This window comes from Pseudomonas extremaustralis (assembly GCF_900102035.1).
In the GTDB taxonomy this organism is placed as follows: Bacteria; Pseudomonadota; Gammaproteobacteria; order Pseudomonadales; family Pseudomonadaceae; genus Aquipseudomonas; species Aquipseudomonas extremaustralis.
The window spans coordinates 5,396,007-5,416,213 of record NZ_LT629689.1 but is presented as its reverse complement, the minus strand read 5'-3'; the positions used below and the strand labels follow the sequence as shown (position 1 = coordinate 5,416,213).

General features: G+C 63.7%; 20 protein-coding genes. 15 read left to right on the top strand and 5 right to left on the bottom strand.

What is annotated here, in order from left to right:
* Window positions 1–217 precede the first annotated feature (217 nt).
* The 15 genes from gbcA to BLR63_RS24890 all read left to right on the top strand — a co-directional run bounded on the left by gbcA (window position 218) and on the right by BLR63_RS24890 (window position 13,443).
* Entirely contained in the window at window positions 218–1,513 is a 1,296-nt protein-coding gene (gene gbcA / locus BLR63_RS24955; RefSeq protein WP_010565983.1) for a glycine-betaine demethylase subunit GbcA, read from the top strand.
* 853 nt (window positions 1,514–2,366) lie between these two features.
* The gene (locus BLR63_RS24950; RefSeq protein ID WP_010565982.1) at window positions 2,367–2,861 is read left to right on the top strand and encodes a type II secretion system protein; all 495 of its coding nucleotides are present in this window, start codon (window positions 2,367–2,369) and stop codon (window positions 2,859–2,861) included.
* Window positions 2,836–3,216 carry a type II secretion system protein gene (locus tag BLR63_RS24945; protein ID WP_010565981.1) on the top strand — a complete coding sequence of 127 codons (381 nt, stop codon included), beginning with the start codon at window positions 2,836–2,838 and terminating at the stop codon, window positions 3,214–3,216. The genes BLR63_RS24950 and BLR63_RS24945 overlap by 26 nt, the downstream gene beginning before the upstream one ends.
* Window positions 3,203–3,709, top strand: a complete 507-nt coding sequence (locus tag BLR63_RS24940; RefSeq protein WP_010565980.1) for a hypothetical protein — start codon at window positions 3,203–3,205, stop codon at window positions 3,707–3,709. Before BLR63_RS24945 ends, BLR63_RS24940 begins: the two co-directional genes overlap by 14 nt.
* A 104-nt stretch (window positions 3,710–3,813) precedes the next feature.
* Window positions 3,814–4,533, top strand: coding sequence for a lytic polysaccharide monooxygenase auxiliary activity family 9 protein (locus BLR63_RS31980; RefSeq protein ID WP_231998114.1), 720 nt, complete (start codon window positions 3,814–3,816; stop codon window positions 4,531–4,533).
* Entirely contained in the window at window positions 4,530–5,285 is a 756-nt protein-coding gene (locus BLR63_RS31975; protein WP_231998112.1) for a hypothetical protein, read from the top strand. The genes BLR63_RS31980 and BLR63_RS31975 overlap by 4 nt, the downstream gene beginning before the upstream one ends.
* Before the next feature lie 193 nt (window positions 5,286–5,478).
* Window positions 5,479–5,913 carry a type II secretion system major pseudopilin GspG gene (gene gspG, locus BLR63_RS24930; RefSeq protein WP_010565978.1) on the top strand — a complete coding sequence of 145 codons (435 nt, stop codon included), beginning with the start codon at window positions 5,479–5,481 and terminating at the stop codon, window positions 5,911–5,913.
* 7 nt (window positions 5,914–5,920) lie between these two features.
* A complete protein-coding gene (locus BLR63_RS24925) occupies window positions 5,921–6,385 on the top strand; it encodes a transglycosylase SLT domain-containing protein (RefSeq protein ID WP_010565977.1) in 465 nt (154 codons plus the stop codon).
* Window positions 6,382–7,566, top strand: coding sequence for a type II secretion system F family protein (locus BLR63_RS24920; RefSeq protein ID WP_010565976.1), 1,185 nt, complete (start codon window positions 6,382–6,384; stop codon window positions 7,564–7,566). Before BLR63_RS24925 ends, BLR63_RS24920 begins: the two co-directional genes overlap by 4 nt.
* Window positions 7,567–7,570: 4 nt before the next feature.
* Entirely contained in the window at window positions 7,571–9,208 is a 1,638-nt protein-coding gene (locus tag BLR63_RS24915; protein ID WP_010565975.1) for a GspE/PulE family protein, read from the top strand.
* Window positions 9,189–9,914, top strand: coding sequence for a hypothetical protein (locus BLR63_RS24910; RefSeq protein WP_010565974.1), 726 nt, complete (start codon window positions 9,189–9,191; stop codon window positions 9,912–9,914). Before BLR63_RS24915 ends, BLR63_RS24910 begins: the two co-directional genes overlap by 20 nt.
* The gene (locus BLR63_RS24905; protein WP_010565973.1) at window positions 9,911–10,465 is read left to right on the top strand and encodes a hypothetical protein; all 555 of its coding nucleotides are present in this window, start codon (window positions 9,911–9,913) and stop codon (window positions 10,463–10,465) included. Before BLR63_RS24910 ends, BLR63_RS24905 begins: the two co-directional genes overlap by 4 nt.
* Before the next feature lie 6 nt (window positions 10,466–10,471).
* A complete protein-coding gene (locus tag BLR63_RS24900; protein WP_010565972.1) occupies window positions 10,472–11,008 on the top strand; it encodes a hypothetical protein in 537 nt (178 codons plus the stop codon).
* The gene (locus BLR63_RS24895) at window positions 11,005–11,496 is read left to right on the top strand and encodes a hypothetical protein (protein ID WP_010565971.1); all 492 of its coding nucleotides are present in this window, start codon (window positions 11,005–11,007) and stop codon (window positions 11,494–11,496) included. Before BLR63_RS24900 ends, BLR63_RS24895 begins: the two co-directional genes overlap by 4 nt.
* Before the next feature lie 18 nt (window positions 11,497–11,514).
* On the top strand, window positions 11,515–13,443 hold the full coding sequence (locus BLR63_RS24890) for a secretin N-terminal domain-containing protein (RefSeq protein ID WP_010565970.1): 1,929 nt from the start codon (window positions 11,515–11,517) through the stop codon (window positions 13,441–13,443).
* Between the two features lie 28 nt (window positions 13,444–13,471).
* Here the strand turns inward: BLR63_RS24890 and etfB are convergent, their stop codons facing one another.
* The 5 genes from etfB to BLR63_RS24865 all read right to left on the bottom strand — a co-directional run bounded on the left by etfB (window position 13,472) and on the right by BLR63_RS24865 (window position 20,181).
* The gene (gene etfB / locus BLR63_RS24885) at window positions 13,472–14,242 is read right to left on the bottom strand and encodes an electron transfer flavoprotein subunit beta (protein WP_010565969.1); all 771 of its coding nucleotides are present in this window, start codon (window positions 14,240–14,242) and stop codon (window positions 13,472–13,474) included.
* Window positions 14,243–14,252: 10 nt separating this feature from the next.
* Window positions 14,253–15,473 (bottom strand): electron transfer flavoprotein subunit alpha, encoded by a 1,221-nt coding sequence (gene etfA / locus BLR63_RS24880; RefSeq protein ID WP_010565968.1) that lies wholly within the window; start codon window positions 15,471–15,473, stop codon window positions 14,253–14,255.
* Complete coding sequence (gene dgcB, locus BLR63_RS24875; protein ID WP_010565967.1) at window positions 15,473–17,416, bottom strand: dimethylglycine demethylation protein DgcB; 1,944 nt, start codon at window positions 17,414–17,416, stop codon at window positions 15,473–15,475. The genes etfA and dgcB overlap by 1 nt, the downstream gene beginning before the upstream one ends.
* A 157-nt stretch (window positions 17,417–17,573) precedes the next feature.
* Window positions 17,574–19,634: a dimethylglycine demethylation protein DgcA gene (dgcA, locus tag BLR63_RS24870; RefSeq protein ID WP_010565966.1), complete on the bottom strand. Its 2,061-nt coding sequence runs from the start codon at window positions 19,632–19,634 to the stop codon at window positions 17,574–17,576.
* 16 nt (window positions 19,635–19,650) lie between these two features.
* On the bottom strand, window positions 19,651–20,181 hold the full coding sequence (locus BLR63_RS24865) for a DUF5943 domain-containing protein (RefSeq protein ID WP_010565965.1): 531 nt from the start codon (window positions 20,179–20,181) through the stop codon (window positions 19,651–19,653).
* Window positions 20,182–20,207: the final 26 nt, after the last annotated feature.

Below are 20,207 nucleotides of genomic sequence, written 5' to 3'. Positions count from 1 at the left end.
TTACCTATCTGCGACATTCACATACTTATCGCGACCAGCCCCCAATTACCTAGGCTTGCGCGTCGGGATCAGATTGGGCCATGTCGCCCATGGATAAGGTTCGGCGCAACGCCGGCCCCACACTCGCTCCCAACAACGACGCTTTGTTTACGCCTTGCTGCAAACCTGATCAGCCACTATTCGCCGGCCACACCGAATGGCCATGAGGACATACACGATGGACGTCACCGCAACCTTAAGCCTGGGCGATCCGCTGGAACCCGCACGCAAGGCCACCGCGCAGATGCTGCAAGAGCGCGAGCGCACCTTTTCGCTGCCCCAGCCGTTCTACACCGATGAGCGCCTGTTTGATATCGACATGCAGGAGATCTTCCAGAAAGAGTGGTTGATCGCCGGCATGACCTGCGAGATCCCGGCCAAGGGCAACTACCTGACCCTGCAAGTGGGCAAGAACCCGGTCATCGTGCTCCGCGGCGCCGATGGCGTGGTGCATGCGTTCCATAACGTCTGCCGCCACCGTGGCTCACGCTTGTGCGCCAGTGAGAAGGGCAAGGTCGCCAAGCTGGTCTGCCCGTACCACCAGTGGACCTATGAGCTCGACGGCCGCCTGCTGTTCGCCGGCACCGAGATGGGCGCCGACTTCGACATGAAGCAATACGGCTTGAAGCCGGTGAACGTGAAGACCTCCGGTGGCTACATCTTTATCTGCCTGGCCGAAAACCCGCCGGCCATCGATGACTTCCTGTCGACGCTGAACCACTACATGGAACCCTACGACATGGAGAACACCAAGGTGGCGGTGCAAACCACCTTGATGGAAAAGGCCAACTGGAAGCTGGTGCTGGAAAACAACCGCGAGTGCTACCACTGCAACGCGTCGCACCCGGAACTGCTGAAAACCCTGCTGGAATGGGACGACGTCACCGACCCGCGCGCCGACCAGGCGTTCAAGGATCACGTCGCGGACTCCGCGGCCGCCTGGGAAGCCGAGAAGATCCCCTACGCCCACGCCAGCTTTGGCCTGCGTAACCGTATCGTGCGCATGCCGCTGCTCAAGGGCACCGTGTCGATGACCATGGACGGCAAACAGGGCTGCGCCAAACTGATGGGCCGCATCAAGAACCCGGACCTGGGCTCGATGCGCATCCTGCACTTGCCGCACTCGTGGAACCACTGCATGGGCGACCACATCATTGTGTTCACCGTGTGGCCGATCAGCGCCCAGGAAACCATGGTCACCACCAAGTGGCTGGTGCACAAGGACGCCGTCGAAGGCGTGGACTATGACCCCGAGCGCATGCGCCTGGTGTGGGACGCCACCAACGACCAGGACCGTCGCCTGGCCGAAGAAAACCAGCGCGGCATCAACTCCGCCGCCTACCAACCGGGCCCGTACTCCCAGACCTATGAGTTCGGCGTGGTGAACTTTGTGGACTGGTACAGCGAGCGCATGCTCAACAACCTCGGCGCGGCGCCGGCGCCTTACCTCAAAGGCGTTGCCGTCCACGAATAACCCCCAATCTCCTGTAGGAGCGAGCTAGCTCGCGAAGGTCGTCAACGATCACGCGCCCATCTTGGATGAACGCAGTGTCTTGGCATTCTTCGCGAGCAAGCTCGCTCCTACACGGAGGTGGTGTTGTACGAAAAACGTTCAATTGTCTGCAAGACCGCTGTCAGCCTGCCCTCCAGCCTTTGCCCAACAACTTATCCACAGAGCCACCCACAGCAATTGTGGGCAAGTGCGCCCATCCGCCGAAATTAAATCAAGAAAATCCGTGACTTATTCGACTTGGCGGTTTTCAGGCACCATCGATCATTTTTTGAACAACTCCGTACAAGCCATATGAACCGTGGCCTGTAGCAGTACGCGAACACCTTATCCACAGAAGCACCAACAGACTTTGGGGGCAACTTCGCCGGTGCTGTGGAAAACCGTGCCAAAGCGTCATAAACCGAGGCTTTCAGGGTTTTTATCCGCGTCAAAGGCTGAATTGATCAATAATTAATCAAACCATTGGAAGCCTTTATCCATATGGCCTGTAGCCGATAGCGAACATCTTATCCACAGAAGCGCCAACAGACTTTGGGGGCAAGTCGCAACAGCGCACTGGCCTTATCCACACAGAAATCCCCGTAAAAACCGTGACTTAGCCTGATCGTTTTTCATACAACCGGCTACAGGCGTTGATTTGCCTGGCCTGTGGGCACCCACGAACACCTTATCCACAGCTACGCTCACAGCGTTTGTGGGTAACCCCATCACCTGTACAAAAAACACTCAGCATCTACACTCACCTTTGCAACCGAATCCATAGGCCTGGGTTAACGCGGAAGTCCTTGGCAGCCTGAACGGAGGTACAGAAGTGATGTGGCAGGGCAAGCCCAGCCGTCACTGCGCCAAAGGTTTTACGCTGATTGAGTTGCTACTGACGCTGGCCCTGCTGGCCACGCTCGCGACAGTGGCTTATCCGCTGACAGCATTGATGGGTAAACGCGACCGGGAATTGGACTTGCAACGTTCGTTGCGAGAGATACGCCGCGCCATCGATTCCTACAAACAAGCGGCTGACGACGGTCGTATCGAAAAGAGCATCACCGACTCGGGTTACCCACCCTCCTTGAGCGTGCTGGTCGAAGGGGTCACGGACAAAACCAGTCTGCAAGGCCGCAAACTCTATTTCCTGCGCCGTATTCCTCGCGACCCGCTCTGCGAGTGCCCTGACGTCGCGCCCGAAAACACCTGGCAACTGCGCAGTTACAAAAGCACGGCCGACAACCCACAAGCGGGAGAAGATGTATTCGACGTTTCATCCCGAAGTACCCGGGAGAGTTTGAATGGAACGTTATACAGCCAGTGGTGATCGGGGCTTTACCCTGATCGAGTTGCTGGTGGTCATGGCCATCATCGCCACCCTCATGACCCTGGTCACCCCGCAGTATTTTCGCCAGCACACCAAGGCCCAGGAAACCGTGCTGCGCCACAACCTCTCCACCCTGCGCCAGGCGCTGGACCAATACCGCGAAGACCACGGCGCCAACCCCGATTCCCTGCAAGCCCTGGTGGACCGCCGCTACCTGCGCGAGATCCCCATGGACCCGCTGACGGGCAAGCGCGACACCTGGCAACTGCAGCCGTCCGACGAACAAGGCCTGGGCGATGTGCGCAGCGGCGCCAGGGGCAACGGTAACGATGGGAGCGCCTATGCAGACTGGTAGGCACGGCCAGCACGGCGCGGTGTTCATGGCCATGCTGGTGACGGTGGCCGTGGTGGCCGTGATGTTGATGGAAGTCGGCACCCTGTGGTCCAGCGTGCTGCAACGCGAGCGCGAGTCGCAGCTGCTGGCCCGTGGCGATGAGATTCGGCGGGCCATCGGCCTGTATTACAGCGCGGGCAACACCTACCCCAAGACCCTGGAAGACCTGGTGCTCGATCGCCGCCAACCCACGATCAAGCGCTACCTGCGCAAAGTCTACGACGACCCGTTGACCGGCCGCGCCGACTGGGGCGTGGTGCCCGGCCCTGGCGACACCATCATGGGCGTGTTCAGCCAGGCCGCGGGCACGCCCTTCAAACAGGGTGACTTCGCCGTCATCGACCAAGGTTTTACAGGGCAAGGCAGTTATCAAGGGTGGGTATTTCTGCACGGCCCTGGGCAGAGCCATCCTGCAACCCCCACCGCGCCCCATGGAGATCAGCCAACCCGATGATGCCCATGCACACACTGAGCGTTCCAGCCGTTCGGAACTTGTTTATCTGAATCAAGGCGGACTACAGCATGAAGAACTTACAGCGACATACGAGGACTTTGATCATGTGGATGCTCGCGCTGGTACTTCTGGTACCGGCGCTGGCGATGGCCCACGGCGCGGTGGATACCCCCATCGCACGACAGGTCTACTGCAAGACACTTCCGGACTTTTGGTCCGGCAACCCCAGCGATGCCGGGTGCGCGGCGCTGGCCCGCAAAAGCGGACAGTACCCCGGCCAACAATGGAACGAAGTGGCTCATTTGATCCCGAAACCCGGCTATGAAGACCTGGAAATCGTTAAGCGCGAAGTGCCGGACGGCAAACTCTGTTCGGCGGCGGACAGCAAGAAAGACGGGCTGAACCTGGTATCGAACGATTGGTATCGCACCGACGTCACCCCCACCAACGGCACGATGGAGGTGCGCATCATCGGTACGGCGCCGCACGTGCCCAGTTTCGCCAAAGTATTTCTCACCAAACCGGGCTTCGATCCGACCCGCTCACCGTTGACCTGGAATGACCTGACCCTTATCCACACCGAAAAACTGGACGTCGCGCAAACCAACTGGGGCACCCGGCCGCCGGTCATTTCCGCCTCCGGGTTCTTCAAGTTCCCGGTGCCGATCCCCCCGAGCAATCGGGCAAGGCAACGCTCTTCGTGCAGTGGCAGCGCGACGATCCGGCAGGGGAAGGCTTCTACAACTGCAGCGATATCAACATCGTCAGGGCCGGCATTCCGGACCGCTGGTTCGATCTTGGCCAATTCATCGATGCGGTCATGAAGGCGCTCGTGCCGGGTGATTCGGTGCACTTCCGGATCCTGGACAACACCCCGCAAGCCAAGGAAGTCGTCGACATCACCCTGCCCATCGATGCGAGCAACCTGGACGCGAACATCTGGGGCCAGCAACTGGCGAGTCAAATCAACCCGTCCATCGCCAAAGTGGGTGAAAAAGAAGGCAACAACATCGTGTTCAACCCTTCCGACCCCGACGCCAATTCGGTCTTCGTCAGGGCCGAGGGGTACTCCAAGGCGATGGCGATCGTCCCGGGCGGCGTAACCCCGGTCAATCCCACCGCGCCCGTCGCCCGGATCACCGGCCCGACCGCACTGAAGTCAGGACAGGCCTTTACCTTCAGCGGCACCGGGTCCAGCGGCAGCAACGGGCAACTGGTCTATCAATGGGTCGTTCCGGGCATGACCAGTGCGCCGAACGGTGCCACCGTCAGCGGCACCGCTGGCACCGTCACGGAGGCGACGTCCTTCACGGCCAGCCTGAATGTTCGCGACCAGCAAAACGGCAAGACCGGCCAGGCCGAACAGAACTTCACCGTGACCCCGGCGGGCGGCGGCGAAGAGTACCCGGCCTACAAGGAGGGCACCGCCTACAAAGCCGGCGACATCGTCAGCAACCGAGGCAACAACTACCGCTGCAAACCGCAGCCGTTCACCCCCTGGTGCGCCGGCGCGGCGTGGGCTTATGCGCCGGGCACCGGTGCGGCGTGGGATCAGGCATGGGAACAAGTGCCATGAGCCCATGGGCATATGCATTAAGCCAATAAACACAAGAGCCAAACGTTATAGGGCGCCTCACGGCGCCTTATATCGGCAAACGCTACAGTTGTAAGGGTATGTATCGACGTACTACCGGCGGTGCCCGCTCTACAGCGGGCCGGGAGATTGAGACATAACCGCCGTACCTTGGCACTCCCAACAGGGTATTCCCATGGCCATTCCCTCAGTTATCCACAGACCCCACGCCGGTTTTACCCTGCTGGAATTGCTGGTCGTTCTGCTGATCATCGCGTTGCTCGCCGGGTACGTCGGCCCCAAGATGTTCGACCGCCTGGAGCTGGCCAAGGTGCAAACCGCCAAGGGCCAGATGAAGTCCCTGGGCGATGCCCTGAACCAATATCGCCTGGACAATGGCCACTACCCCGCCGAAACGCTGGGGCTCAACGCCCTGAGCGAACGGCCCGCCAGCGAACCGAACTGGCACGGCCCGTACTTGCCCAAGGCCACGCCGCCAGACCCGTGGAACAATCCCTACCAGTACAAAAATCCCGGCACGCCCCCCAACGAGGTGGAGATCATCTCCCTCGGTCGCGATGGCAAGGCCGGCGGGGAAGGCACCAACGCCGACATTGTGTTCGGACTGTGAGCCGGCCATGCGCACGGTGTGGATCACCCTGTTCTGGCTGTGCCTGAGCGGCCCGGCCCTGGCCAATTGCTGGCAGCTGGCAGCCAGTCGCTACCACGTCGATCCGCTCTTGCTCTACGCCATCGCCAAGGTCGAGTCCGGCCTCAACCCCATGGCCCGCAACGTCAACAGCGACGGCAGCCGCGACATCGGCCTGATGCAAATCAACAGCCGTCACTTGCCCACGCTGGCGCAATACGGCATCACCGAACAGCACCTGATCAGCCAGCCCTGTACCAGCGTGATCGTCGGCGCGTGGATTCTGGCCGGGTTCATCCGCGAAAAAGGCTACGGCTGGCAAGCGGTGGGCGCCTACAACGCCGGCACCGGGCCGCAACGTGACAGCCGCCGCGCCCACTATGCGGCGGCCGTGTGGCGCTATTACGGCCAATTGCTGCAACAGCGCCAGCAGTTGGCGAGGCAAACGCCATGATCGACTTCGACGCCCGTATCGTGCGGGACGGCCATCTGCACACCCTGCGCGTGCAAGCCCTCGACGTCGACCAGGCCCGCCACCAGTTGCAGGCCGACGGCGCCCAAGTGATCTCGTTGCAGGCGCGCCGCCAACTCCGGTGGCCGGGCCGGCGCGCGCGCTTCGCCCTGGGCCTGTTCATCCAGGAACTGGTGGTGTTGCTGGACGCCGGCCTGGTGCTGGTGGAAGCCGTGGAAACCCTGCGCGACAAGGCCGCGCCGGGGATCAATCGCCAGGTGATGAGCGACTTGCTGGCGTCGATGTACCAGGGCAATTCATTGTCCAAAGCCCTGCAACTCAAGCCCGAGGTGTTCCCGTCCCTGCTGATCGCCACCGTGGCGTCCTCCGAACACAGCGGGCAACTGTCGGTGGCGCTGCGGCGTTATCACCATTTCGAAGCGCACCTGGAAGCGGTGAAAAAACGCGTCAGCGGCGCGCTGATGTACCCGATGGTGGTGCTCAGCGTGGGGGCGTTGATTCTGGTGTTCCTGCTGTTTTTCGTGATCCCGCGTTTTGCCGCCGTGTTCGACGCCGTGGCCGACCTGCCCGCCACCGCGCGCCTGATGGTGTGGTGGGGCGACCTGGTGCAGACCCAGGGCAACCTGTTGCTCACCGGCCTGGTGCTGGCCGTGGGCGGCCTGGTGCTGTTGTTGCGCAGCGCCGCCTTCAAGCAGCGCGCGGCCCGCCTGCTGTGGAAAATCCCCAGCCTGGGGGCGCAGCGCACGCTGTTCGTCCTCGCGCGCTTTTATCGCACCGCCGGCATGTTGCTGATGGGCGGCATGCCGGTGGTCACCGCCGTGGCGCTGTCCGGCGCGCTGCTGCCGGCGGAACGCCAGGCCGACCTGCGCCACGCCATGACCGATATCCAGGCCGGCCAGCCCTTGTCCACCTCCCTGGCCCGCCACCAACTGACCACCGCCGTCGCCGAACGCCTGCTGCGGGTGGGCGAGCAAAGCGGCGAGCTGGCGGCGATGTGCGAACGCATTGCGCAGTTCCACGACGAAGCCCTGGAACGCGCCATCGAACTGTTCAGCAAGGTATTCGAGCCGTTGTTGATGCTGGTGGTGGGCGGGTTGATCGGCCTGATCGTGTTCATGTTGTACATGCCGATTTTCGAGCTGGCCGGTTCCATCCAGGGGTAGCGAGATGAGCGAGCAGACACACCAATGGCAAGCCCTCGCGGCGCAACGCGGCATCAGCCTGTCCCGCTATTTGCTGGAGGTGCTCGAGCAGGCGCCCGACCAGTTGGCGACCATCGCCCGGCCCCTGGGCCTGCGCGCCATTGCGCCGCAGCAGTTGAGCGAGCATTGGCGCTTCGATCTGCTGGCGCTGCCCCTGGCGCTGATCCACAACGTATTACCCGTGGACCACGAGGGCGAGCCGTGCCTGGTGCTCGGCGACCCGTTCACCCTGGCCAGCCGCTACTGGCTGCAATCCAGCGCCACCCTGCGCCAGTTGCCCCTGGCGATGAGCCTGCCCGGTGCGGTCAAGGCCCAGTTGACCCAGGCCGAAGCCAGCCAACGGGTCATGCAGCCCTTCGGCGAAGCCGACGAAAACGGCCCGGTCGGCCAGGCTGCCCAGGAGATTTCCCTGAGCAGCATCGCCCGCGACGACAACCCCGTGGTGCGCCTGGTCAACTCCATGCTGTTCGATGCCCTGCAAAGTCGTGCCAGCGATATCCACGTGGAAACCACCCCGCAGGGCCTGGTCATCAAGTACCGCATCGACGGCGTGTTGCAGCAGATGGGCCAAGCCAGCGGCATGGACATGGCGGAGCAGGCACTGTCGCGCCTCAAGGTCCTGTCGGAGCTGGATATCGGCGAGCGGCGGGTGCCCCAGGACGGGCGCTTCAAGATGAAAATCCAGGGCCGCGAAGTGGATTTTCGCGTGTCGATCATGCCCAGCATCCACGGCGAGGATGCGGTGCTGCGGATTCTCGACAAATCCCAGCGCGGCGAATCCCTGAGCCTGGCCAACCTGGGGCTGGACGCCGACACCATCGCGCGCATCCGCGTGCTGGCCAGCGAACCCTACGGCATGTTGCTGGTGACCGGTCCCACCGGCAGCGGCAAATCCACCACCTTGTATGCGGCCTTGTCGGAGACCAACACCGGCGAGAAAAAAATCATCACCATCGAAGACCCGGTGGAATACGAACTGCCCGGCGTGTTGCAAATCCCGGTCAACGACAAGAAGGGCCTGACGTTCGCCCGTGGCCTGCGCTCGATCCTGCGCCATGACCCGGACACCATTCTGGTGGGGGAAATCCGCGATGGCGAAACCGCCGGCATCGCGGTGCAGGCGGCGCTGACCGGGCACCTGGTGATGTCTTCGGTGCATGCCAACAGCGCGTTCAGCGTGCTGGAGCGCTTCACCTACATGGACGTGGACCCGGCGAGTTTCGTCGAAGCCCTCAATGGCGTTGTCGCCCAACGCCTGGTGCGACGCGTCTGCCCGGACTGCGGCGTAGAGACTCGCCCCGACGCGGACATCGCCCGCCTGGCGCAATTGCCCGAGGCCCAACTCGACAACGGGGCCTATCGCGAAGGCAAAGGCTGCGACGCCTGCCGTCACACCGGTTATCGCGGCCGGCTCGCCCTGGCCGAAGTGCTGAGCCTGAACGACTCGATCAAAGAGGGTCTGCTCAAGCGCAGCTCAGCATCCACCTTGCGTGAACTGGCGCGAGACGCCGGCCATGTGTTTATCCGCGATATCGCCCTGGCCCATGCCGCCTTGGGCCACACCACGCTCAAGGAGATCCACCGTGTCATTTCCCTTTATTGAGCATGTGGCGTGGCTGCACAGCGCCGGCGCCGAATGGGCCGCGCGGGCACGCTGGCGGGGCGCGCCGGTGTGGCGCGCGCGCAGTGCCGGCGCCCCCCTGACGGCCTGCGCCGAGCTGCTCGAACAGGTGCCGCGCGGGCCTGTGCGGTTTCTCGACCGGGCCACACTGCTGCTGGGTTTCCCCCATGTGCACTACCTGATGCTGCCCTGGCAGACCGGCCTGTACAGCAGCGACGACTGGCAGGGCTTCGCCGAAGCCACGTTCAGCCAGCAGGCGGGCCTCGACCTGCCGGCCTGGCAGGTGCAGCTCGCCGACGGCGCGTTCGGCCAGCAACGCCTGGCGGTCGCCACGCCGCGGGACTTGCTGCACGACCTGCGCGACCTGTTCAAGCTGCACCATTTGCCCCTGGTCACTTGCGAGCCGCTGCTGACGGCCGTCGCCCGCCGGTATTGGCGACACTTGCCCGACGACTGCGTGCTGGCGGTCCCCGAAGCCGAAGGCCTCAGTTGCCTGTATCGACAGCACGGCGTGCTTGACCAGGTGTGTGCGATCCCGACCCAGCCCGACAGTGCCTTGAACGACAACCTGTTCACCGCCGGCCTCTTGGTGGAGCGAGCCGCACTGCCCCTGCGAGTGGTCGCCAACACCCCGACGGACGAACGCCTGGGGCCCTTGCACCCGTGGCTGGAGGAACCCTCGGTATGAACCCCAGGCTCATGCGCTTCTGGCAAGCGCTGCGCGCACCCCGTGCGCCCAACGTCGATTTCCAGCACCCCGGCGCCCCTCGACGGGCCTGGGTGGCCGCGCTGTGGCTGGGCGCCGCCGTGCTGTCGTTCAGCACCTGGCAGCAGTGGCAACACATGCAAGACCTGCAACGGCAGACCGATGAACAAGAGCAGCAATTTATCCAGCTGACGCGTCGCCAGGAGCAACTGATCCAGGCAGCGATCCGCCTGTCGCCCGCGCAAAAACAACAGTTGGCGGCCTTCGCCCAGCAATCGGCCAGCCCCTTCGCCTTGATGGACGCCGTGGCCCAGGCCTGGTCCCGGGACATTGCCCTGACGCGCCTGGAGGTCAACACCCAGGCACAACGGCTGAACCTGGAGCTGGAGGCCAAGGCGCTCGGCGATGCCTTTCGCTTTGTCGAACGGCTGCAAGCCCAGCCCGGCGTACAGGTGAACCTGCAACAGAGCATGCGCAAGACCGACGACCCGCAACACCCGGTGCAGGTCAAACTCAGCGTTGGCGCAGGGTAGCCGCCGATGGACGCCCTCAGCCGCCATATGCCGCGCCTGCGCTGGCAGCTGATGCAGTGCCGGCAACGCCTGGGGTTCTGGGGGCTGCTGGCACTGGGCATGATGGCGGCGGCGCTGTTGATCGACGTGGCGGTGATTCGTCCGGCGCTGATCAGCGACCAACAACGGCGCCAGGAGCTGGAAGCCGGCATCGCCGAACAGCCCCAGGAGGTTCAGGTCACGGAGCCGGTGGCGGTAGAAAAAATGCCCGGCGCCGAGGACTTCGCCCCGCGCCTGGAAAAACTCCTGGGCTTGCTCGCCCAACGCGGTTTCCTCATCGAGCAGACCAACCTAGCGTACTCCGCCCCCGGCGACACCGGGCTGCAACGCCTGGAGGTGGAAATCCCCCTCACCGGCCCCTACAGCCTGTTGCGCGAGGTGCTGAACGAGATGGCACGCGAACCGGCGGTGCGCATCGAAAGCCTCACCCTGGAACGCAAGGCCATCAGCAGCGGCATGCTGAACATCAACCTCAAACTGAGCGTGCTGGGGGTGGTGGAATGAAGCTGCCGCTGTATCTGCGCGTATTGCTGCTGCTCACCCTGGTGGGCTGCGCCTGGCTGTTCTGGCAGGAAACACCCGACAGCCCCACCCAGACAGCCACGCCGGTCGCCACCCGCCCGCTCGAGCCGGCGCCGCCAGCGCGGCCGGTCACACCAACGCCGGCGACGACGGTCGACCTGTTCCCCAGCCAATCCTGGAACCCGCCGCCACCGCCGCCGCCACCGGTCGACACCACGCCGCCCAAGCCGCCGCCGCTGCCGTTTCGCGTGAGTGCGCAGTGGCGCTACGAGCACCAGGCAAAAATCGTCGTGCTCAGCGGCAACGGCAACCAGTACACCCTGTGCAACCGCTGCTCGGTGCCCGGACGCATCGTGCCGGGCAAGATGCTCGACGCGCACTACCGCTTGGACAAGCTCACCGACAGCGTGGTGGTGCTGACCTACATGCCCCTCAAGCATGCCAGCACCTTGCGCCTGGACAACCACTGACACGGGCAGGACACGATCATGAGCATACCTCCGTGGGGCCCCTTGAGCCTGGCACTGCTGGTGCTGGTCGGGTGCGAAACCCAGCGGGCGATCAAGCAGAGCGATGAGCTGCGCCAGAAAGGCGACATCGTGCGCTCGGTGGAAGTGTTGCAGGCCGAATCCAGGCAAGCCCCCGACGACGTGCAATTGCGCACCGCGCAATTCAGCAACCTGGAATTACTGGTCGCCCAATACAGCCGCGAGGCCAGCACCGCGCTGATGCGCGGTGACGATGCGGCGGCCCTGCGGGCCCTGGAAACCATCCTCAAATACGACCCCGCCAACCTCGGCGCGCGCCAGGAAATCCAGAACATCCAGGCGATGAAACAACTGCGCCCGCAACTGGCCCGGGCCTATGAAATGAAGCGCGCCAACCCGGTGGAAGCCCTTAACCTGGTGCGCCAGATCATCGCGCAAAAGCCCAACTACCGAGAGGCCCTGGATTTTCGCAACGCCCTGACCCGTGAACTGGTGAGCGCCGATTACCTCAGCGCCGACCTGTCCGAAGCCATGCGCAAACCGCTGAGTCTGGAATTCAGCGCGCAAAGCCTGACCACGATTTTCGAGACCATCGCCCGCTTGTCCGGGGTCAACTTTGTCATCGACAAGGACGTCAACCCCAGCGCCTCGGCAAGCCTGACCGCCAGCCGCACCACCGCCGAGGACGCGCTCAACCTGCTGCTGACCACCCAAGGCCTGGAAAAGAAAATCCTCAACAACAACACCCTGCTGATTTACCCCCGGCGCCCGGACAAGGAACGCGAATACCGCGAGCTCGCGGTGCGCACTTTCTACCTCAGCCATGGCGAAGCCAAGGTTGTCGCCGCCGAGATCAAACAAACCCTCAAGCCCAAGGAGGTGCTGGTGGACGAACGCCTCAACGCGGTGATCGTGCGCGACGGGCTCGACACTTTGAGTGCCGTGGAAAAACTGGTGGAAGCGCTGGACATCGCCCAGGCGGAAGTGACCATCGGCATTCAAGTGCTGGAAGTGGCGGTGACCGACGAGAAGAACCTGGGTATCGACTACCCGGATGCGATCGGCCTGTCCGTGGGCAACCTGGCGAATGTACCGGCCGGGCTGGCGGGCACGCCCCTCAGCGCGCTGCGCGGCCTCAACAGCGACAACATCCTGCTGGACGCCGGCAGCACCTCGGCGCGGATCAATATGCTGCAGCGCAGCGGCAACACCGTGACCCTGGCCAACCCGCGCGTGCGGGTGCGTAACCGCGAAGAGGCCGAGGTCAATATCGGCGACAAGATTCCGGTAGTCACCACGACCACCGCCAACCAGGTCACCACCTCGTCGGTGTCTTACCAGGACGTGGGCCTGCAAATCCGCCTCAAGCCCATCATCAGCCTGAGCGATGAGGTGAACCTGGAATTGAACGTAGAGATGAGCCACATCACCAAACGCATTCCCGGCTCGGAAAACGTACCGGCCACGTTTGAGCTGGGGTCGCGCTCGACCAAGACCCTGTTGACCGCGCGCAACAATGAAACCCAGATCGTCTCGGGGTTGATCCGCACGGCCGACGTCGAGGAAGGTTCAGGATTGCCATGGTTGAGCCAGATCCCATGGCTCGGCAACAAGCTGTTCGGTACCCAGGTCACCACCCAGCAAAAGACCGAAATCATCCTGCTGCTCACGCCCAGGATCGAACGCAACCTGGACCTGCCGATTTCCCAGATCAGCACCTTCCACAGCGGCACCGAGGCGCGCAGTTCGACCGAAGGCATGATCCTGCGCGACACCACCGACAAAATGATCCTCAAACCGAGCGGCGGCGACGCCTTGCCCCCGCTGCCACCGCCGATGCAGCAGCCGGACGCGACATGGCAGGCCTTGCCGCCGCCGTTGCCGGAACTGGTACCCAAACCCGCCGCCCCACCACCCCCACCACCTTGACGGTAGGAGCGATGGCGGTAGGGGCGGGTCAGCGCACGACGCCTTCTTCGATCAGCAGCTTGAGGATCGCTTGCGCGCCGTCTTCGGCGCTCAGGCCCTTGAGCACTTGCCCGCCGCCACCGCTGGCCTTGGCCGTCGCGGCTTTCATGCGGTCGGCGCCGCTCTTGGCCTTGATCACCTTGAGACGCTTGGGCCGTGGCTTGGCGGGATTCAGCTGGGCGCCGGCGAATAATTCGTCCTCTTCGACCTCGACCTCATGGGCCGCCAGTTCCCCGCGTTGCGCCGGGCCGTAGGCGCTCTGGCGTGGCTTGGGCGCGGCGTTGTCTACCGTGGCCAGGAACGGCAGACGCACCTTCAGGCGCCGCCGCTGGCCCCGTGGCAAGGCTTGCAGCACATGGGCGATGCCGCCGTCGATGGACTCCACCTGCGCCAGCCCGACAATCAACGGCCAGCCCAGTTGCTCGGCGAGCAGGAACGGCAACATCCCCGAACCTTCACCGGTTTCGGCCTGGCTGCCGGCGAGCACCACCTGGGCGCCGGACTCGCGCAAATATTCACTGAGCACCGGCAAGGCATCGCTGCCCGCCGGTTGTTCGAGCACATGCAGTTGGGGCAAGCCCATGCCCAGGTAACTGCGCAAGGTCGGTTCGGCAATGTCGCCGGCGTGCAGCACCTGCAACTTATCCCCCGCCATTTGCAGGCCCAATTCGACCGCGCGCGCATCCTGTTCGGCGCGGCGCGGGCGGCCGGAGGTGGGGTGGGCGCCGATGGACACCAGGCTGATTACATTCGTGGTCATGGCCATTTCCTTAAGCCGCATCGCGCTTGGCGCCGTTGCGGTATGTGTGAACCGCATCGATCAAGGCCTGCAGAATCGCCGCGCTGTCGCCGATCACCGACAGGTCGGCACGCTTGATCATGTCGCAGCCCGCATCGAGGTTGATCGCCACCACCTTGTCGCAGGCACCGATGCCTTGCAGGTGCTGGATCGCCCCGGAAATCCCCACGGCTACATACACCCGCGCCGTGACCCAAGTGCCGCTGGCGCCGACCTGGCGATCGCGGGCCATGAAGCCATCGTCCACCGCAACGCGCGAGGCGCCTTCAGTGGCGCCCAGGGCGGCGGCGGTCTGGTGGAACAGCGCCCAGTCCTTGACCCCATTGCCGCCGGAGAAAATGAATTCGGCCTCGGCCATGGGAATCGCCGCCGGGTCCACCGCCACCGCGCCGAGGTCTTCGATACGCGGCAGGCGGCGCGCCAGGGTTGTGGATAACTCCACGGGCAGCACTTCGTGACGGGTGTCGCTGACCGGCTCGGCGCATTCGGCGGCGGCGAGGATCAGGCGTGGCAGTGGCCGCGCCAAATCTTGCTGGCCGGCACCGGCGCGGCCGATGCATTCGTTGCCCTTGATCTGCCAGACCCGCGTGGCCGGGCGTTCGTTGAGGCTGGCGGCCAAGCGCCGACCCAACTCACCGCCACCGCTGCGGCTGTCGGGCAGCAGCCAGTGGCGCGGGTTGAACTGGTTATCCACAGCCCGCAGGCCCTGGACACGTTGCTCCGGCGCATAACCGTCGAACTCATGGCCTTCGAGCACCAGCAGACGGTCGACGCCGGCCGTGGCAAACGCGCTTTCCTTGTGCTCGCCAAACACCACCGCCAGCACCGCGCCGTCGCTGCCGGCCAGTTGCCGGGCGAGGCCGAGCAGGTCGCGGTCGTGACTGCTCAAGCGGCCGCCGACCATGTCTGGCACGACGCTGATGTAGAACGCCGGTTCGGCGATCTGATGCAGCGGCAATTGCACTTCCACCGCCGCCGTGCGCTTGGCCGCGCCGCCCTGTTGGGCGCCGCTGCGGTCGATGCGCTTGATGCCGTTGGGGCCGATAAACCCGACACCGTGTACGTTTTTGCGGATAACCCCGTTGGGGCCCATCCAACTGTGTTGCACCGGTTGCATCGCCGCATGCAGCGGGTGCAGGCGGTTGCGGGCAATCCATTCGGCCCGTGGGTCGCGGCGGATAATGTCGCTCATCAATGCACCTCCGCAGGTTCACGTTTGATCGGGGCTTTGGCAGGGGCAGCGTCTTCTAGCAAGGCGTCGGCCACCAACTCAGCGATGTCCAAAATCCGCGGACGCGGTTCGACCACGCCTTCAAGCATCGCGGTGCATTGCGGGCAACCCACGGCCACCAGCTCGGCACCGGTTTCGCGGATGTCGTCCATACGCATGTCGGGAATACGTTGCTTGCCGGGAATGTCGGTGATCGGCGCGCCGCCACCGCCGCCGCAGCAGCGTGAACGGAAGCCCGAGCGTTGCATCTCCTTGACCTCGATACCCAGCGCCCGCAGCACTTGGCGCGGCGCCTCGTATTCGCCGTTGTAGCGGCCCAGGTAGCACGGGTCGTGATAGGTCACGCTGTTGCCTTTGTGCTGGCCCAGGTTCAGCGCGCCGGCGTCGATCAGCTCGGCCATGAACGTGCTGTGGTGCTGCACCACGTAGTCACCGTTGAAGGCGCCGTATTCGTTTTTCAGCACATGGAAACTGTGGGGATCGCAGGTGACGATGCGCTTGAAGCTGTACTTGGCCAACGTCTGGATATTGCGCGTGGCCAACAGCTGGAAGGTCGCTTCATCCCCCAGGCGTCGCGCCACGTCGCCGCTGTCGCGTTCTTCCAGGCCGAGTACGGCGAAGTCGACCTTGGCGGCTTTGAGCACTTTGACGAACGCGCGCAGGGTGCGTTGGTTGCGCATGTCGAAGGCACCGTCGCCGACCCAGAACAGCACGTCGCAGCGGCCCTTGTCGCTGAGCAGCGGCAGGTTCAAGTCCGCCGCCCAGTTCAGCCGACCGCCCGGCGCAAAACCGCCGGGGTTGTCGGTGGCGATCAGGTTTTCCAGGACTTCGGCGCCCTTGTTCGGCGTGGCGCCTTTTTCCAGGGTCAGGTGGCGGCGCATGTCGACGATGGCGTCCACGTGCTCGATCATCATCGGGCACTCTTCCACGCAGGCGCGGCAGGTGGTGCATGACCATAGGGTCTCGGCGTCCACCAGCCCGTTGACGATCGGTTGGTGCGGGTTGCCGCCGTGCTCGCCAATGGGTTTGCCCGGATACGGGCTGCCGGCGAACTTGGCATCGGTGCCACCGGCCAGGCCGACCACCATGTCCTGGATCAGTTTTTTCGGGTTCAGTGGCTGGCCGGCGGCGAACGCCGGGCACGCCGCTTCACACTTGCCGCACTGCACGCAGGCGTCGAAACCGAGCAGTTGGTTCCAGGTGAAATCCTTGGGTTTTTCCACGCCCAGGGGCGCGGTTTTATCGTTCAGGTCCAGCGGTTTCAAACCGGTGGAACGGCCCCCGCCAAAGCGCTCGGCGCGGCGGTGCCAGGCCAAATGCAGGGCACCGGCGAAGGCGTGCTTCATCGGCCCGCCCCAGGTCATGCCGAAAAACATTTCCGACACGCCCCACAGCACGCCAACGCCGAGCAGCGCGGCCAGCAGCCAGCCACCGAAGTCGGCGGGCAGGACCCCAGCCACCGGCAGCGTCACCAGGAAGAAGCTCACCGAGAACGCCATCAGGCTTTTCGGCAGGCGCATCCACGGGCCTTTGGACAGGCGCGACGGCGGGTTGCGTCGACGCAGGTAGACAAACGTGGCGCCGACAAACATCAGCACCGAGGCCAGCAGCAGCGCGTAACCGAGAATGCGGTTATGCAGGCCGAAGCCGTGCACCAGGATCGCCAGCAGCGCCGACAGCACAAAGCCCAGGGCCGTGGCGACGTGGGTGTTGGCGATGTATTTATCGCGGGCGACCACGTGGTGCAGGTCGACCATGTAGCGCTTGGGCATGGCCAGCAGGCCGCCCAGCAGGTCGACCTTCGACGCGCGCCCACGGCGCCACATGTTCACCCGGCGCAAGGCGCCGAGCGCAGCGAGGCCCAGAGCGGCAAACAAGAGAATAGGCAGCAAGGTGTTCAACATGGTGAAGCTCCCACAGACCACACAGGTCTACTGTGAAACCGGGCCTGAATGTGGGAGGGGGCTTGCTCCCGATAGCAGTCTGTCAGTCGATACAGCTGTAGCTGACCCACCGCTATCGGGAGCGAGCCCCCTCCCACATTTGACCGAGTTCACCTGATCAAAAGTCTTTGCACAGGCGCAAGGCGTCATAGATCGCGGCGTGGGTGTTGCGCTGCGCCACACAGTCGCCGATGCGGAACAGCAGGTAGCCCTCGCCCGCTTCGCTCAGGCACGGCTGCGGCTTGATCGCGAACAAGGCTTCGACGTCAATCTGGCCCTTGTTGCGCGAACCTTCCTTGAGCCCGTAGTAAATCGCTTCGTCCGGACGCACGCCGTTTTCCACTACCACCTGGTCCACCACCCGCTCCTCTTTGGCGCCGGTGTATTCGTTCTCCAGCACCGCCACCAGCTTGTCGCCTTCGCGGTAGACCTTTTCCAGCATCATGTCGCCGGTCATGATCACTTCCTTGGGATACATGCTGCGGTAGTAGGTCGGGAACGACGTACCGCCGATGGCCACCCCAGGCTTGATGTCATCGGTGACGATTTCCACCTGGCTGCCTTTGTCCGCCAGGAAGTCGGCCACCGACATGCCGGTGAACTCACAGATGGTGTCGTACACCAGCACGTTCTTGCCTGGCGCGACTTTGCCGTCGAGCACATCCCAGCTGCTCACCACCAAGCCTTCGGCGGCGCCCCAGTGTTCGTTCTGCTCGATATACGGATGCCCGCCGACGGCCAGCACCACCACGTCCGGACGCAGGTCCAGGATGGTCTCGGCATCCGCCGCGACGCCCAGGCGCAGGTCGACTTTCAAGCGCGCCAGCTCCAGCTGGAACCAGCGGGTGATGCCGGCGATCTGGTCGCGCTGCGGGGCCTTGGAGGCAGTGGTGATCTGTCCGCCGATGAATTCTTTTTTCTCCAGCAGGGTGACGTCGTGGCCGCGTTCGGCCGCCACGCGCGCGGCTTCCATCCCGGCCGGGCCGGCACCGACCACCACGACCTTGCGTTTCGGCCCGGTGGATTTTTCGATGATGTGCGGCACGCCCATGTATTCACGGGAGGTCGCGGCGTTCTGGATGCACAGCACATCCAGGCCCTGGTACTGGCGGTCGATGCAATAGTTGGCGCCGACGCACTGCTTGATCTGGTCGATCTGGCCCATCTTGATCTTGGCGATCAAGTGCGGGTCAGCGATGTGGGCGCGGGTCATGCCGACCATGTCCACATAGCCGCCTTCGAGGATGCGCGTGGCCTGGTTCGGGTCCTTGATGTTCTGCGCGTGCAGCACCGGAACCTTGACCACTTCCTTGATACCGGCGGCCAGGTGCAGGAACGGCTCCGGTGGATAACTCATGTTCGGGATGACGTTGGCCAGGGTGTTATGGGTGTCGCAGCCCGAGCCGACCACGCCGATGAAATCGAGCATGCCGGTGTCGTCGTAATACTTGGCGATCTGCTTCATGTCCTCGTGGGACAGGCCGTCCGGGTGGAACTCGTCCCCGCACAGGCGCATGCCCACGCAGAAGTCGTCGCCCACTTCGGCGCGCACGGCTTTCAACACTTCCAGGCCGAACTTCATGCGGCCTTCAAAGGTGCCGCCCCATTCGTCGGTACGCTTGTTGACCCGTGGGCTCCAGAACTGGTCGATCATGTGCTGGTGCACGGCGGACAGCTCCACGCCATCCAGGCCACCGGCCTTGGCGCGCCGCGCGGCCTGGGCGTAGTTGCCGATCACGCGCCAGATTTCTTCCGGCTCGATGGTCTTGCACGTAGCACGGTGCACCGGCTCGCGCACGCCGGACGGCGACATCAGGGTCGGCCAGTTAAAGCCGTCCCAACGCGAACGACGGCCCATGTGGGTAATCTGGATCATGATCTTGGCGCCATGCTTGTGCATGGCGTCGGCCAGGTTCTGGAAGTGCGGGATGATGCGGTCGGTGGACAGGTTCACCGAGCTCCACCATTCCTGGGGGCTGTCGATGGCCACCACCGAGGAGCCGCCGCAGATGGCCAGGCCGATCCCGCCCTTGGCTTTCTCTTCGTAGTACTTCACATAGCGGTCGGTGGTCATGCCGCCATCGGTGGCGTACACCTCGGCGTGGGCGGTACTGAGCACGCGGTTGCGGATGGTCAGTTTGCCGATCTGGATCGGCGCGAACATTGCTTCGAAAGCCATGGCAGGATTCCTCGACTTACAACGGCTTGACGGTGAACAGGCCGTCGTCGTGGCCCTCTTCGGAGCCGCCGTAGACTTGTTCGGCCACGGTTCGGATGTTGCTGCCGCGGGCTTGCAGAATCTGATCCATGGCGCCGGCGAACCAGCCGGTGAACATGTAGTCCACTTTGCGCCCGACCTTGCCGTACACGTAGACGAAGGCCGAGTGTTCGAGCTTGACGCTGGCGGTGCCTTTGTCGAGGTCGATGTCCTGGATCTTGAACAGGCCCCAGCCGCGTTGCGACAGGCGCTTCATGTAGTGCTCGAACACCGCGACGCCTTCCAGGCCGTGGCATTCGGCTTCTTTTTCACACCAGTGCCAGGCGGATTTGTAGCCGGCCTTGTAGAGAATCTCGGCATAGGCTTCGGCGCCCAGCACTTCTTCGATGCCCATGTGGTTGTTGACGAAGAAATGACGCGGCACGTACAGCATCGGCAGGGCGTCGGAAGTCCAGACACCGGTTTCGCTGTCGACTTCGATGGGTAATTGCGGGGCGATCTTGGCCATGGAAACTTAACTCCAGAAAAATTCGT